The following is a 13,805-nucleotide window of genomic DNA, read 5'->3' as shown; positions in this document are numbered from 1 at the left end:
CCATTTATGTACTCAAATCCACCGGCTTTATCAGAATGCCTTAAGGCTTTGATTTGTATGTAACCTTCGCCTTCTTGCAGTGGCCAAGAATGTGCTCAAGCACTGCATCGAAATCCTCTCTTGCCGCATACACCTGATTGTGCTCGAGATTCTCGTTTACGTAAATGACATTGCGCTTGGCGTGCACAACAACGCTTTTGACCTTTGCAAATTTCGAATAAGAGCTTTGCTTGGAACCAGCCAAAAGTCCCGCGCCCGTAGCCTGAAGATTTCCCGCTGCCACTCCCGCCAGGACAGTCAGCATAGAAAGCACCTGACTCCTTTCAAACTGCTTTTGCATCTGTATGTGCTTGACTCCGAAGTTGTCCATCTCGAACACGACGCAGTATCTGCCTCCGTTGACAATGGCCACTATCGGATAAGCAATGACCATTAGCCCCGTAACTATTCCCGCCGTATACATCACCACTTTGACAAATGCCCCCAGGGCTTCCACCACGCCGTCACCTATAGCCAAGAGGCTCACAAGGAGAGCCGGCGCCATAGCCGCAAGCATTAGCACCTTCCATACTGTTATGAGAATCGTAGGATTCTTCCACATGTTCATGTCATAGGCCCATCTTAGAATCCCGTCTGTTCCCTTCATAACCCCAGGACTGATCTGCTCCATCTGCTGACTCATAAGCGCCGTGTCCTCTTTATCTGCTTCAAACAGCTCCTGCTCCTCCTGAATCTCCTCAATCTCCTCAATCTCCTCAATCTCCTCCGGAACCGCCGCTACCGACGCTCCGCAATACTCGCAGAATTGGCTCTCATCCGGAATCTGTTGACCGCAACTAATACACTTCATGCTACCGCCCCTTTCATAATTTAAATTGTATTTAAATCATTATAACATTTTTCAGAGCTTATATTTAGTAGCATTTGTCGGTAATTTTAGCCTTTTTCCGTCTGATTGAAGAAAACTACTCCTTGGTATATAATGTTTCTGAAGACAGCAAAAAACACACCTTATAATCCGGAGTGTTAATACAAGCGCCCATTGCGGCGACTATTCTTCAAAATGGAGGGATAACAATGAAATCCGTTGAAACCATAGCATCAGAGCTTTTATCACAAATAGAAGGGCCATTAAAAGAGACCACGGAAGACGATTCATATGTGGCTTCACTCGATATAGACGAAAGCCACAAGATATTCGTAAGAAAACTCTACGGCTCCGACTGGCAAAACAAAAATGAAAAATTCCGTTTCATAGTAAGCCTCGTGCGTACCGACGAAGCGGGAGATGAAATCCTGCATACATCCACAACCAAAAGCGACTCACTTGAAGGGCTAGAAAATGCTATCCACTATCTTATAGATGCGCAGTTTGGCAAAGACAAAACCAAGGACAAGTAAACTGGATTTAAAAAAAGCTCTCGAGAATCAACTCGAGAGCTTTTTTACTGGATCACTATCTTTTTATAGTTATCTCTCTTTTGTTTCCATCCCATTCAATATCCGCACCCAGCTTTTCACAAACGCCTCTGAGCGGAATCAGGGTACGACCATCTTTAATATAAGGAGTATTTTCCATTTTTTCGGTAACCTGATTGTGCAGAACATTTTTACTTCCTACAAACAGGATGATATAATCCTCTTGGTTATCACTTGCCCCGCTTATAACTATAGTCTTAGAGCCCTTATAATCAGGGATATAATCCACTTTGGCTCCTAGCGACTCAGCTATGAATCTCAATGGCACAAAAGTTCTGTTTTCTTTAATCTCAGGAGCAACATCGATACTAATATCTCGATTATTTATGGTTGCTTTTGTATCGGAAATCCTCAGCTTAATTGTGCTGTTTATGTAGAGTGCCGGCGGAGGATTGTTTGCAAAATCCAGGCCCGGCAACCCTGTTGGATAAGTTCTGATACTCGGCGGCGTAACAACCGGTCTTTCAATACTGCCAGTGCTGCTGCCGGCTGTCGTGTTTGTGTTGCCTGCTTTGCTTATTATATATGGATCATCATGACTCCCTGTACCAGACAGAATAGGTGTTGCTGGATTCAAATAGAGTGCCGGCGCAACATTCCAGACCTCTGTAGCCGCCCCCCAGGAAACTATATCCCAGTACAAGCTTGGATATAATATGCGAATAAGATTTCCGCTTCCGTCTTTAGCCACATATGACCCGTTGAGCCATATAGGCGTTTCTGCAGAGAAGTTGATTGGCTTTAAAAACTTCTTATAGTCATCCAGGCTTATAACACCGGCCTTGTTGAACTTGTCATCCAAAAAGTCTCTGACCAAAATCTTCTGGTCATCCGGAAACTTTTCGTTATACCATTTATCCAAATAAGCTCTCAGCGTATATGGATCTACATTGTCGATTGCGCTGTTTTCAGCAAAGCATGCTTTCATTCGGTTAATATCCGATTTGTATGTTGAATACATTATGTAGCCGCGCAAAGGATCTACAACGCTGAACCTTAATCCGCTTATGCTTACGTACGAACCGGCTTTCAAAGAATTGAGCGTTGTCTTCTTGCCCAGATCTCTTTCGAAAAATCGCTTGAATTTCTCCCCCGCATTTCCGGATTTATAGTAGTTTTCAATGGCATACCTGTCAACATCAAATCCAATCCAGTTTTTCAGCAGCATGAAATCAGGCGAAAATGCTGCACCAGACGCCTCGATATGCTTGGTTTGTATAGTATCCTCATAAGCTGCTATGAATGCTTTCCATCTAACCTCGGCCTGAACGAAATCTTCTTTCTCGATATCGCTCTCGAAACGCTCCAATATACTTACAGCATTACTAAGGATGCTCTCCATGAACTCGATATTTCTCTCACCGTATGCTCTGCTGTACTTCGTGATTCCTGCGGTATAACCTATATCTCCATTGTCATCCTCGATTTTATGGGTCAACTCATGTATGTAAGACCAATATGAAGCAGAACCAGGCTCGTCATATTCCTGGGGATTGTTTTTGTTAATGGTGACTTTATTGTTGATATATGAGTTTTTGTCACTTGTTGAGAAAACAACGTTATTGGCAGCCGTCTTATATCTTTCACTTTCAATAACAGTTATTACATTCCCGAACTGATATGATTTATACAGATTTGCATAATGATCGACTATAGCAGGCACTTTCAATCTGTGCTTAACGTCATCTTCATTTACATTGTCATTCCCAATGTCAATAGTATCCTCCGAATTGACAGGGTCAATCTCAACTATTCCAGGAATTCCATCTGTGTTCAAGTATCCTTCCGGATAAACAAACGGTATAGCTTGGCTGTCCGCATACGCACTATTCATGGCCACATTGAAATTGAGTATTAGTGCCAATACGACCATAAACGCTGCAATTTTTTTACTGACTGCATTTTTCATTGACGTCCCTCCATTCAGCCTTCAAAAATAAATATCTACATTGCTTGTATGCTATGTTCGTATTGTCTTCAAAATACGCCTGAACATGGCCTTCGCATACTCGTCGTACTTGCCGTTTTCCTTGGCAAAGTAGCCGCCCAGGTGAGCCCTTCTCGTATTGAACTTTCCAGTCGTATTCAGCTTTTTTCTGTAAATCTCTGTAAATCTTAGGATGCATGAGTTTCAATCAAATCACTGTTACATGAAATTTTCATGAACAAACAGTATGAATTTTTGAAAATCCACTATATTGTTTTTTGCGACACTATATACAAGCTCTTTGTTAATCTTTACATATTCATGGGATAATATGTTTCTAAAGCCAATCATATTCTTATAGAGCGATACTTCCTCTTTTGAGATGTATCCTTTTTGACACAATATCTCAAACGCATCTCCCATGCTGTTGACACTTCCCAGCTGCTCGTCAATAACTATGTGAGTAGCAATGTCGGCCATCATATTTATAGCTATAAACAGGTTGTATTCAACAACATCTTGAATTATGTCATCGCTTATAAATTCATCAAGTGAGATATCCTTGTATCTTTTAATCTTATTAAGCGATGCATTCATCTGCTCCAGCCGCTTTCTTAATACTTCAGCCTTAACCATTGTCGCTCACTTCCTTCCTAAGCCTTTCTATCATTGTGTCGTATGACAGCTTATAGTATTTTTTCATATCCTCATATTCGAAAAGTGATTTAACTATAAAATCGCTCTCCAGCTCCTCATCCTTGGAAAACAAGCGAACACCACTCCCAAAGATTTCATTTTTCACCAATGGATTAGCTGAATTCAAAATTACTATGTCGACATCCCTCTTGGCTATGTCCATAAGTTCGACCTTCATGCCAAGATATTCGGCTGCATCTATATCTACTTTGGACAAATAAACAGCAAAATCCACATCGCTATCTTTCGTCTGGGTTCCAGAAACAAAGGAGCCGAAAACATATGCAAAGACAATATTATCTTTCTTGATTAAGAATGCCTTAAACCTATCCAACAGCTCCTTATCCATTATTTGTATCCCTCCAAAATATCATTAGTCTGCGGCTAGTCAAGAATCTCCTCGAACCTGTATACCTTCTTACCGTCAACCTCCACCTGCTCAAGAAACATCTCAAGAGGCCTCACCCATATTCCGCGCTCTCCGTAAAGAGCCTGATACACAACCATCTCCTGCAATGTCTCTGAATCCTTTGCTATATGCATCACCAGATATTCATTGCCCTTGAAGTGCCTGTATTCCTTGCCTATGCTCAATTCTCGCTTCCCGTTGCTTTCCATACTAAATTCTTTATTTGCATTATTACTTGATTCCGTTTTTTCTATCATAGCCTTCTCCTCGCCGTATACTATCTGCATAATCAGTCCGGTGCTGTCTATCATGGGCTTTTCGGGAAATCTCCTGCAGCCATTTTGTGCAATCAACCTGCCCATTACAGCCAGGCACAGTGCATCCACAACGTCGCCTGTTTTCTTTCTGTTTAGTCCGTCGGCCAGAAACTTCTCTATAACCTTGTCCGTAGCGGGATAGAGTCTTTTTAAAACCTCTAACCGCTTATTATGGCCTTCTGCTGTTGTCTTCTTTTCCATAATCGGCTGATTTCCATTCAGCTTCGAAAAACAAAGCTCCGGATGACTCTCTAGCAGTCTGTTTTTCCACTCCGGATTACCCTGCAAAAATTCGTCCACCTGTCTTATTGCCTTTGATATTCCAAGGCTCTGCTCCGACAGACTCTTCCCAAAAGTGGAAATGTTCAATTCCCTTGCTCTGGCCTTGTCATCAGCATACACCGCTTGCCTGCAGGGCACCGGGAATATGCTGGCACCCTTCTTGCCAAGCTCCTTTTTCACAAGCATGTCGGGCCTTGCATCATCCTGGCTTTCCGGAAGGCCTATTGGGATGTCTATCAGGTATGTGTCGCAATCCGGATAGGATTTGCAGACATCTCCTATGGTGTCAACCTTGCCTACTTCAAAGCCTTTGTCTGATATTCAGACTGCCACCCATTTGCCCTTGCAGGCGTCGATGCCTATGCAGTTGTATCCAGCTACCTTTCTTTTCGTCATGAGATCTAAATATCCATTTCGTTAAGTAGTCTCTTTAGCTCTTTAAGCTCATCCGCCGTAAGAGTTACACCTTTACCCATTTTTTCATGTCCAGGCGCCCATTCACGAATGTCGTACTTAGGGTCTCTGTCGTTCCAGCTTATAAGATTCAGCTCCTTAGTCCAACCCTTTGAGGATTCTGATATTTTCCCGAACTGCCCTGTGATTTCATATTTGATGTCTGCCATAATATACCTCCGTTCTCAATTTGAACATTGTGCCGATTCATTATTAAACTACATTTTAATCAAAATACATAATGCCAATGAACGACCAAATTATATTATAATTCTTATTTTATTTCATTTTAACACAATATCACCTTAGATGTTTGTTCAAAACCAACCTCTCTTGAACTCCGTTCGGGTATAAATAGGCAAGCCGGTTTCTATAAAATGTGGCATTAGTAGAGTGAATAATTCTATGATGATTAGGACACACAATAAGCTGATTATTTGAATCATTATTTAGACTTCTAACGAAATACTCAATATGATGGGCTTCAACTATTTGCGAGTCGTATTTTTTACCCACATCTTCACCGCATATTTGACATCTGAAGTTATAAAGCAGCTTTAAGTTATCGCCAATTTTTTTATTGAGCTTACGAATTTTCATTATACGCTCGGTCTCAAATAATGTTGATTTTTCATCAATCACATCATAATTGAAGCTTGCTTCCAACAAATATTCCTGTTTGTTTTTTACAATTTCTTTCAATTGATAAATATCCTCCGCAACAATTGTTTCAAATAAGTATGTGTCCTCATATTCAGTAGTATATATAGCCAAATATTCCTTGTGATCCTCTGGTAATCGAATTATACTTCTATCACTTTTCTCCCTTAGATTTCTTTTATTTGAGATATACTGATAGCTCTTTGTAAAGTACGCCTTTAATGCATTCGAAAGTTCACTACTTGAAGAATATCTAATTTGCAACATATCACTCTTTCGATTATGTTTTTTATTTAAGTTTAGATTTATTATTCTTGCAATGTAGCTCTTCCCATCTAAGTACACCGTTATATTCTTCGCCTCACCGCGAGCAAGAAATTTCCCCATATTCCTACCGAACACAACTTGGTTTTCAACAGGCAAGGTGAGCCCTTCATTTAACAGCGACCAATCAACCTCTTTTTTGTATACATAATTTTCAGTTGCTTTCATTTGGCTTCACCTCCTGAAATGCGCTGGATTTCAAAACTTATTTTTTTCCAAATGATTTCATGCTGTTTATATTTTACTTTCCCAGACTCCATATCCTTGATTATACGCGATTTGATATAGCGGCATTATAGTATCTTTTAATGAATTTACAAAAGAATCCTTTGTCATCCCTTTTGCATTATTTTTAACGTCATAGACTAATGATGCATTTAAATGCATGTAGTCTTCAAGCAATTTGCTCATTGCTTTATTTTGTCGTATAATTTGAAATGCGCTAAATTGCACTTCGCAGAATTCATTCAGATAAGATTCTTTCTTTGGCAGGCGATCACTTTTTGAACTATTAATATTCTTAAATGTCGGCACCAAATTCCATAATTCATCATGTAAAACAAAGCTCCAAGGAATAAAATGATCAATACTCAATTCACCATATCTGTTAAAATTTTCTTTAGTAAAAGCCTCGTTTGTGTATATATCCTTCAACTGTACATATTATTTTACTTCATTCCAAAATCTTTTAGCTTTGCTCAAATCTCGCTGATATGGAGGATTCAATTTAAATGGAATTGCGGGTACGTTGGGATTTTTTTTCTGCAAAAAGTAGATGAGTTTAAAATTCATCCATCCGTAAACAATATTTTGATTGCAATAAATATAATTGAACCAGTTATCGTTTATCTCTATTGAGCTTTCCTTTCGTCTTATCTTATAGATAGCATTATTATCAAGCCTTGAGAGTTCATATATTCTGGTATTCTTGACGCCATCCTTTAAACCGGTCAACTCATTTTCGTAAAAAGGCGCAATCAAGCGATAAGGTACATATTTATATAAATTGCTTATTAGCTTTTCTATCTCTGAATCATTAATCTTGTCCAAAAAATCAAGTAACACCTCTTGCTTTTCATTTGGACTTATTCCATACTTTCTTTGAATAACAATAACTGTGTCATACAATTTATCCCATATCCCTAGATTAAGCCTGTATTGAACTACCGGGTACCAGGCTGCACAAATCATACGGCAAACGATTCTTCTGAAACTCACAGATTTGTTTCCCGCTATAATTTCTTGGAAGATACCATTAAACCAAAATAATTTGTAGCTCGATGTTAGATTGCTATAATCCAGCAATCTTTCAAATACCCTTGTGTTTACGCTTTGGTCTGATGGTAGACATATCATTTAGTGCATTCCCCTTATATTTTTCACAATCCTATCAAAATACTCCTGAAGCTTCTTATCGCAAATTAACTCAAGCTCTTCCTTTTCTTCTTGAGTAAGCCTCTTCCATACCGCACTGTCGACTTCTACTATCCCTAGTGTTTTTGTATGTCTCAGCATCTGCATGTCCTCAAAACGCTTGAATGGATTTATGAGTATATTTCGTTCTACGTCTTTATCTGTATAACCGCCTTTAGCGTATATGCTTCGCTTCTTTTCCACTATAAGACCCCGGATTCGGCGACTTTCATAAAAGCCTCTGAAATACTCAACTATATCAGCAAGCTTTACTCTGCCTTTATCATCGGCATGCTGCAATATCGCCTTTATTAGCACCGGCTTGTATGAGTAGCTCATATCCATTGTGCGGCACATATCCATGAAAAGGTCCTTCCTGTTGTCGTCGCTGATTATTGTCCATCCATATTCTTCTGCATACTTTTCGACGGTTTCCTCCCGGAAATACTTGTATGTACGTTGCTCGCTCATTGGCACCTCAAGATCCGGCACTATCCTGCCCTTGCGCACATAATCATCAATTGTTTCGCTCTGGACGCTCACTCTGCGGACAAACTCGCTCTGGCTTATCATGCCCTCGGCTTCCTCCTGCCAGTTGAATATGTCTACCAGCTCGTAGTCAGTGGCGCTCACCGGATAGTCAATTATTGCCTCAGGCTTTTCCCCTCTGAAGTAAAGGTTCTGCTCTGCAACCCTTTGATTTTCTGATGCTACGGCCAATGCTCCCGGACGATAGTCCTTGAGCTGAAAAAGCCTGTGCACTGAATATGGCATGTTGTATCTGCCTGAGTTGTCAACAAAATCGAACACCATGAGGCTTTCCTTTCCTTCAGCTGTCCTCATTCCTCGTCCAAGCTGCTGGGTGTAAAGGACTTTCGACATTGTAGGGCGGGCCATGAAAAGCACTTCAGTTTTTGGACTGTCCCAGCCCTCATTGAGGAGGTCGCATGCACAAAGCACCTGTATGTCACCGTTTTCGTATTTGGCCAGCTGCTCCTTGCGCTCTGAACCTTTCATCTCCCCCGACACGGCAATCGCGTTGATACCGTTCTCCTTAAAAAGCGTTGCAATCTCGTTTGCATGCTTCACGCTGGCACAGAAAACCACGGTCTTCCTGCCTTTGACATAGTCAAGCCATGTAGCAACTATCAGAGCGTTGCGTTCCGGTACGAATATCTTGCTCTCAAGCTCCCTTGACTTGTAAAGAAAGCTATTTATCCTTACCTTCGTCAAGTCTATGTTGGTATGTATTCTGATGCAGCGTATAGGCACAAGCTCCCCCACTTCCACTGCCGTCTTTATGTCCAGCTTGTGAGCCACATTTTGAAAAATCTCAAGTATGTCGTTGTCGTCCGACCTCTCCGGTGTGGCAGTAAGACCCAATATGAACTTTGGTCTAAAGTGAGCCAGCACTTTCTGGTATGTTTCGGCCGAGGCATGATGGGCTTCATCTATAATAAGATAGTCAAACTCGTCATCCCTGAATTCATCCAGGTTCAGCGCCACGCTCTGTATGCTTGCGCATACTACGTGCTCTTCTGGCTCCTTGGTTCTCTCCACATACAACCCAACAGGCGCTGATTTCCATAGCTTTTGAAATGTGTTGCTGGCTTGTATAACAAGCTCATGCGTATGAGCCACAAACAGCACCCTGCCGCCTAAACTTTTTGCGTCCATAACAGCCGTGACAGTTTTTCCTGTTCCTGTTGCATGGTGGAGCAATGCGATTGTTTCATGTACATCTCTCATTGCCTTCAATGCTTCAAGAGCCGCTTTCTGGTGCTCCTTTAGCTTAAGGTTCGAGCCGTCCAGGCTCTTGCCTCTTTGCTTTGGAAGATAGTCCTGGATTTCCTTAAAAAGCGGATGGTTTCCCAAGAATACGCGCAGTTCGTCCTTGACTCTGTCAGGCTCGTTTTGAAGCTGCCAAACAGCCCAACTGTATACATCCCATCCCAGATGGACCATGCTGTTTTGCTTGAGCATGTCGTCGTGGAACTTGTCTTTAGAAATGATGGCTTTGTTGTGGCTTGCAGCATCGTCTATCTCTATTGCTACGCGCCTTCCCCCATTATCCAGGACAAAATCTGCAAACCTGCTGTCCTGATATATGTCGTAGAAGGGATACTGAGAGTATAGATATCCTCCTTTTTCTCCGCCGAAAGTGTCACAAAACAGATCTATGAACAAGTCCTCAGCTGCGCTTCCTCCGGCTGACTTGTAACTATGCATTTTTTCACCCCTAATCTTCTATGACTTCTTTAAGCAATATCTTCTCTTTGAAGCCGCCTCTCTGCTCGAGCTTTTCCATTCTAACCCTTTGAAACTCCTCTATGGTTATGCCCTTAAGGTCCATTATTGCGTGCATGACTTCGCCTATGTCTGCAAGCTCCTCTAGTGTTCCGCTCTCGATATACTCCTGTACTTCCTCCATAAGCTTCTTATTTAGAAGCTCCATATACTCTTCATCGGAAAGGATCTCCGTCACTGCTCGTTTTCCGCTCTTTTCTATGATTTCAGGAATCCTGTCCCTGACAAGCTTGTTGTGGACTGTCTTTTTCATGCCATACCTCCCAATCAAATCCAATGTGTCTTTATATACAGATTACATCCAAATCCAGATATTTTCAATATTGTAAACCACATATATTTATGTTACCCGTCCCCATGAAGGGGACAACAAAAATCCACCCAGAATGTTTCCGGATGGATTCTCATGATGCCGCCTATACAACTATTTTGTTTCTTCCGCCGTTCTTTGCTTCGTAGAGATTCTTGTCAGCCCCATCTATTAGCTCTGTCTTTTCTTCTCCCTGGAACTGCTTTACTCCGCCGCTTATTGTAACCTTGAATCCTTCGCCGAAGTCATGACTTTCGACGTTTTTCCTGATTCTTTCGGCAACGCCTGCCGCGTTTGTTTTGTCGGTATTCGGAAGTATCACGAGGAACTCCTCTCCTCCGTACCTTCCGGCTGAATCCAATCCCCTTATTGTATTCGCTATGATGCTGGCGACCTCGTTGATGACCTTGTCTCCAACAACGTGACCCTTAGTGTCGTTAATCGCCTTGAATTTGTCTATGTCGAATATTGCTATGGAGAGCGGGGATTTGTTTATAGAGGCTTCGAGCACCCTGCTTTCAAGTTCGTCCATTATGGCCCTTCTGTTCCTTATGCCCGTCAGGGCGTCTGTTTCGGCACTTTTCCTGAGCTTTTCGTTCTTCTTTTTCAAGCTTATCTCTTGCTCTTTCTTCTTGGTGATGTCGAACACTATGCCCGAGGCGAACAACGGCTTCCCTTCACCGTCTCTTTGAGTTATCTTTCCGCGATCATAGAACCATTTCCAGCTACCGTCCTTGGCTTGGATTCGATATTCAACCTCATATACGCTCTTTTTGCCTTTCATATGGAGCAGCATTGCATCCATAGCGTTCTGATAGTCGTCAGGATGAAGCTTGTCCGTAAAAAACTGATATGTCACTTTCTGCGGAAGCTCCTCCTTTGTATAGCCAAGTGTTGTAACTTTCAGCGGATTGAACACGACCGAGTTGGTCTGGATGTTCCAGTACCAGTGTCCCAGATTGCCAGTCCACGCAAAGTCAAGTCTTGTCTCAGCTTCTTTTTCCCTCAGAAGCTCCCGGTTTAGCATTTCAAGCTCGGTTATTCTATTTATAAGCTCTTCTTTTGTAAGCTTTGAATAGTCCATTTTTCACCTCCAAATCGTCTGCTCCAGTCAGCCGATTATTTCAGTTCTTCGTCCCACTTGGCTAGCTCTTCCTTGTCCTGGCTGACGTCCTTCAGTGTAACCCCAGGGCTGAATTCGGCGAGTTTTTTCTTGAGCATGCCTGCCATTTTCAGCACATCCCTGTTTTGCGTCGTCGACGTTCCCCTTACAAGCTCATTCAGCGCCGGATCGTTTGCTATCACTGTTATTTCTTCTCCGTTGAACTCCTCTAGCTCCTTGAGAAGTGCGAGCATTGAAGCCGGTCCCACTACGGCCGGTTTTTTGTAGTCCTTGAATACTGAATCCTTGCGGATCAGTTCCTGTCCGTTGTATATGCTGTACCTTATTTCTATGTCCTCGCCCTCGTAGCCTGTTGATATTCCCGCCATGTATGCTGTAATCATTTATTTTCCTCCGTTTATTGTTATTTTTAATGACTGCCCGCTTAAGTCTAAGCAGTTTCTACATTATATTAGTATATTCCATATTTGTCTTTTCGTACAGAAAAAGCCGCCCCGAAAATTTTTTCAGGATGGCTTTTTGCAGTTTTTGACTAATAACTATTCTACGTGCATGTGCATGCCTTCGAGTGCGCCTGTTTCGCTGTTTTCGCTGATGCTCTGTATTTTTGAGTTCTGGTTGAACTTCTTGAGGTTGACTCTTGCCTTGTTGAGGGCGCATATGTTGGCAGGTCCGCCTATGCAGCCTCCCTCGCACATCATGCCCTCTATGAAGTTGCCGTCGAGCTTTCCGATTTTTGCCATTGTAAGCGCCTTCTTGACTTCGCTTATACCTGCAACCTTTACCGGCTTGAACTGGACTTCAAGGCCGGCCTCCTGCACGTACTGAGCTATAGCTCCGCTGACTCCGCCGCCTGCCGCGAAGTTCCTGCCGTATACCGAACCCTCGCTCACCTGCTCGTCCTCGCAGTCCGCAGGATCTATGCCGTAAGCGCTCAAAAGCGCAGAAAGCTCCTCGAAGGTCATTACGTAGTCTGTTATGCCCCTGAGGCTGTCTTTTTTGATTTCGTTCTTCTTGGCTATGCATGGTCCTATGAATACGACCGTTGCGTTCTCATCCATTTTCTTTATGAGTTTGGCTGTGGCCATCATTGGCGATACAGTAGATGATATGTTGGCTTTGAGCTCCGGGAATTCCTTCTCGATGTAGTTCACAAATGCAGGGCAGCAGGATGTGGTCATGAACTTGTCGCCCTTTTCAAGCCTCTCAGCAAACTCCCTGGTTTCCACGGCCGTCACCATGTCAGCGCCGTATGAGGCCTCAATCACATCATGGAATCCAACCTGTTTAAGGGCGCTCTTTAGCTTGCCCATTGTAACGTCATCTTCTACCTGGCTTCCGATTGCCGGAGCCACGACTGCGTATATGTTCTTGCCGCTTTTTTCCTCTAGCTTTTCGAGTATGGCTATTATGCAGCTCTTGTCCGATATTGCGCCGAAGGGACAGGCCGTTACGCACTGGCCGCAGTTGATGCACTCTTCCTCGTTGATTATGGCCTTCCTCTGCTTACTCTCTATGCTAAGCGCCGCAGTAGGGCATGACGCCTTGCAAGGTCTAAGCACCTCTGATATGGCGTTGTATGGGCATGCAGTCTTACAAAGTCCGCACTCCCTGCAAAGGCTCTGGTTGATGTATGCTCTTCCGTTGATTCTTACCATCGCATTGGCGGGGCAAACGTCCATGCACTTGTGCTCTATGCAGCCCCTGCAGGCCTCTGTGACTGTGAACCTGTTTATAGGGCAGCTGTCGCACGCCGCGCTAACTATGTGGACTATCTGCTTGTAGCCCATTATGTTCTTGAGCTCGAATTCGTCCTCGGCGGCCGAGCAGCCCAGGCCGAGCTTTATCTTCTGCTCCGCTATGGCCTTCTCCTTGTATATGCAGCATCTGTAGTGCTCTTCCTGCTTGTCTACATAATCACTCGAGAGCTTTTCTATCTCGTCCTTGCTGAGTCTCTTTTCTCTGTAGAGCTTAATTATCTCCTGGAGTATTTCGCTTTTTTCCCTCTTTGTAACCGTTCCAAACTTGAACAATCCGCTCACCTCGTCATATATGTTGTCAATCCGACTGGTTAATTGTATTTTTATCACGCATTTTGTATACTG

Annotated in this window: 15 protein-coding genes; 1 reads left to right on the top strand and 14 read right to left on the bottom strand. The window is 42.8% G+C overall.

From position 1 onward, the window contains the following. Positions 1-40: 40 nt before the first annotated feature. A complete protein-coding gene (locus tag EAL2_RS05160) occupies positions 41-850 on the bottom strand; it encodes a zinc ribbon domain-containing protein (protein ID WP_025435342.1) in 810 nt (269 codons plus the stop codon). Between the two features lie 227 nt (positions 851-1,077). Here EAL2_RS05160 and EAL2_RS05155 point away from each other — a divergent pair, with 227 nt between their 5' ends. After that, complete coding sequence (locus EAL2_RS05155; protein ID WP_025435341.1) at positions 1,078-1,401, top strand: hypothetical protein; 324 nt, start codon at positions 1,078-1,080, stop codon at positions 1,399-1,401. Between the two features lie 55 nt (positions 1,402-1,456). Here EAL2_RS05155 and EAL2_RS15160 read toward each other — a convergent pair whose 3' ends face one another. The 13 genes from EAL2_RS15160 to EAL2_RS05090 form a co-directional block, all read right to left on the bottom strand. After that, entirely contained in the window at positions 1,457-3,388 is a 1,932-nt protein-coding gene (locus EAL2_RS15160) for a copper amine oxidase N-terminal domain-containing protein (protein WP_025435340.1), read from the bottom strand. Between the two features lie 237 nt (positions 3,389-3,625). After that, the gene (gene hepT / locus EAL2_RS05145; protein WP_025435339.1) at positions 3,626-4,042 is read right to left on the bottom strand and encodes a type VII toxin-antitoxin system HepT family RNase toxin; all 417 of its coding nucleotides are present in this window, start codon (positions 4,040-4,042) and stop codon (positions 3,626-3,628) included. Continuing rightward, positions 4,035-4,451, bottom strand: coding sequence for a type VII toxin-antitoxin system MntA family adenylyltransferase antitoxin (mntA, locus tag EAL2_RS05140; protein ID WP_025435338.1), 417 nt, complete (start codon positions 4,449-4,451; stop codon positions 4,035-4,037). The genes hepT and mntA overlap by 8 nt, the downstream gene beginning before the upstream one ends. A gap of 35 nt (positions 4,452-4,486) precedes the next feature. Continuing rightward, positions 4,487-5,431, bottom strand: coding sequence for a DUF429 domain-containing protein (locus EAL2_RS15975; RefSeq protein WP_330375827.1), 945 nt, complete (start codon positions 5,429-5,431; stop codon positions 4,487-4,489). Positions 5,432-5,511: 80 nt separating this feature from the next. Continuing rightward, on the bottom strand, positions 5,512-5,733 hold the full coding sequence (locus EAL2_RS05125; protein ID WP_025435336.1) for a YdbC family protein: 222 nt from the start codon (positions 5,731-5,733) through the stop codon (positions 5,512-5,514). Positions 5,734-5,863: 130 nt separating this feature from the next. Then, positions 5,864-6,715: an HNH endonuclease gene (locus tag EAL2_RS05120; RefSeq protein ID WP_025435335.1), complete on the bottom strand. Its 852-nt coding sequence runs from the start codon at positions 6,713-6,715 to the stop codon at positions 5,864-5,866. 66 nt (positions 6,716-6,781) lie between these two features. Further along, on the bottom strand, positions 6,782-7,201 hold the full coding sequence (locus EAL2_RS15150) for an HNH endonuclease domain-containing protein (RefSeq protein WP_051489086.1): 420 nt from the start codon (positions 7,199-7,201) through the stop codon (positions 6,782-6,784). Between the two features lie 9 nt (positions 7,202-7,210). Continuing rightward, entirely contained in the window at positions 7,211-7,903 is a 693-nt protein-coding gene (locus EAL2_RS15145; protein WP_051489085.1) for a hypothetical protein, read from the bottom strand. Beyond that, a complete protein-coding gene (locus EAL2_RS05110; RefSeq protein ID WP_025435334.1) occupies positions 7,904-10,189 on the bottom strand; it encodes a DEAD/DEAH box helicase in 2,286 nt (761 codons plus the stop codon). It abuts the gene before it with no gap. A gap of 10 nt (positions 10,190-10,199) precedes the next feature. Beyond that, the gene (locus tag EAL2_RS05105; RefSeq protein WP_025435333.1) at positions 10,200-10,520 is read right to left on the bottom strand and encodes a nucleoside triphosphate pyrophosphohydrolase; all 321 of its coding nucleotides are present in this window, start codon (positions 10,518-10,520) and stop codon (positions 10,200-10,202) included. Positions 10,521-10,683: 163 nt separating this feature from the next. Then, positions 10,684-11,661, bottom strand: a complete 978-nt coding sequence (locus EAL2_RS05100; protein WP_025435332.1) for a GGDEF domain-containing protein — start codon at positions 11,659-11,661, stop codon at positions 10,684-10,686. A gap of 35 nt (positions 11,662-11,696) precedes the next feature. Then, positions 11,697-12,083 carry a hypothetical protein gene (locus EAL2_RS05095; protein WP_025435331.1) on the bottom strand — a complete coding sequence of 129 codons (387 nt, stop codon included), beginning with the start codon at positions 12,081-12,083 and terminating at the stop codon, positions 11,697-11,699. Positions 12,084-12,239: 156 nt separating this feature from the next. Further along, entirely contained in the window at positions 12,240-13,790 is a 1,551-nt protein-coding gene (locus EAL2_RS05090; RefSeq protein WP_330375813.1) for a 4Fe-4S dicluster domain-containing protein, read from the bottom strand. Positions 13,791-13,805 lie beyond the last annotated feature (15 nt).

The organism is Peptoclostridium acidaminophilum DSM 3953, assembly GCF_000597865.1.
In the GTDB taxonomy this organism is placed as follows: domain Bacteria; phylum Bacillota; class Clostridia; order Peptostreptococcales; family Peptostreptococcaceae; genus Peptoclostridium_A; species Peptoclostridium_A acidaminophilum.
The sequence above is the reverse complement of the archived record's forward strand: the minus strand, read 5'-3'. Positions and strand labels throughout refer to the sequence as shown.

Coding starts and splice junctions, on each gene's coding strand:
- EAL2_RS05160 (WP_025435342.1), bottom strand. CDS start 850: ATGAAGTGTATTAGTTGCGGTCAACAGATTCCGGATGAGAGCCAATTC.
- EAL2_RS05155 (WP_025435341.1), top strand. CDS start 1,078: ATGAAATCCGTTGAAACCATAGCATCAGAGCTTTTATCACAAATAGAA.
- EAL2_RS15160 (WP_025435340.1), bottom strand. CDS start 3,388: ATGAAAAATGCAGTCAGTAAAAAAATTGCAGCGTTTATGGTCGTATTG.
- hepT (WP_025435339.1), bottom strand. CDS start 4,042: ATGGTTAAGGCTGAAGTATTAAGAAAGCGGCTGGAGCAGATGAATGCA.
- mntA (WP_025435338.1), bottom strand. CDS start 4,451: ATGGATAAGGAGCTGTTGGATAGGTTTAAGGCATTCTTAATCAAGAAA.
- EAL2_RS05125 (WP_025435336.1), bottom strand. CDS start 5,733: ATGGCAGACATCAAATATGAAATCACAGGGCAGTTCGGGAAAATATCA.
- EAL2_RS05120 (WP_025435335.1), bottom strand. CDS start 6,715: ATGAAAGCAACTGAAAATTATGTATACAAAAAAGAGGTTGATTGGTCG.
- EAL2_RS15145 (WP_051489085.1), bottom strand. CDS start 7,903: ATGATATGTCTACCATCAGACCAAAGCGTAAACACAAGGGTATTTGAA.
- EAL2_RS05110 (WP_025435334.1), bottom strand. CDS start 10,189: ATGCATAGTTACAAGTCAGCCGGAGGAAGCGCAGCTGAGGACTTGTTC.
- EAL2_RS05105 (WP_025435333.1), bottom strand. CDS start 10,520: ATGAAAAAGACAGTCCACAACAAGCTTGTCAGGGACAGGATTCCTGAA.
- EAL2_RS05100 (WP_025435332.1), bottom strand. CDS start 11,661: ATGGACTATTCAAAGCTTACAAAAGAAGAGCTTATAAATAGAATAACC.
- EAL2_RS05095 (WP_025435331.1), bottom strand. CDS start 12,083: ATGATTACAGCATACATGGCGGGAATATCAACAGGCTACGAGGGCGAG.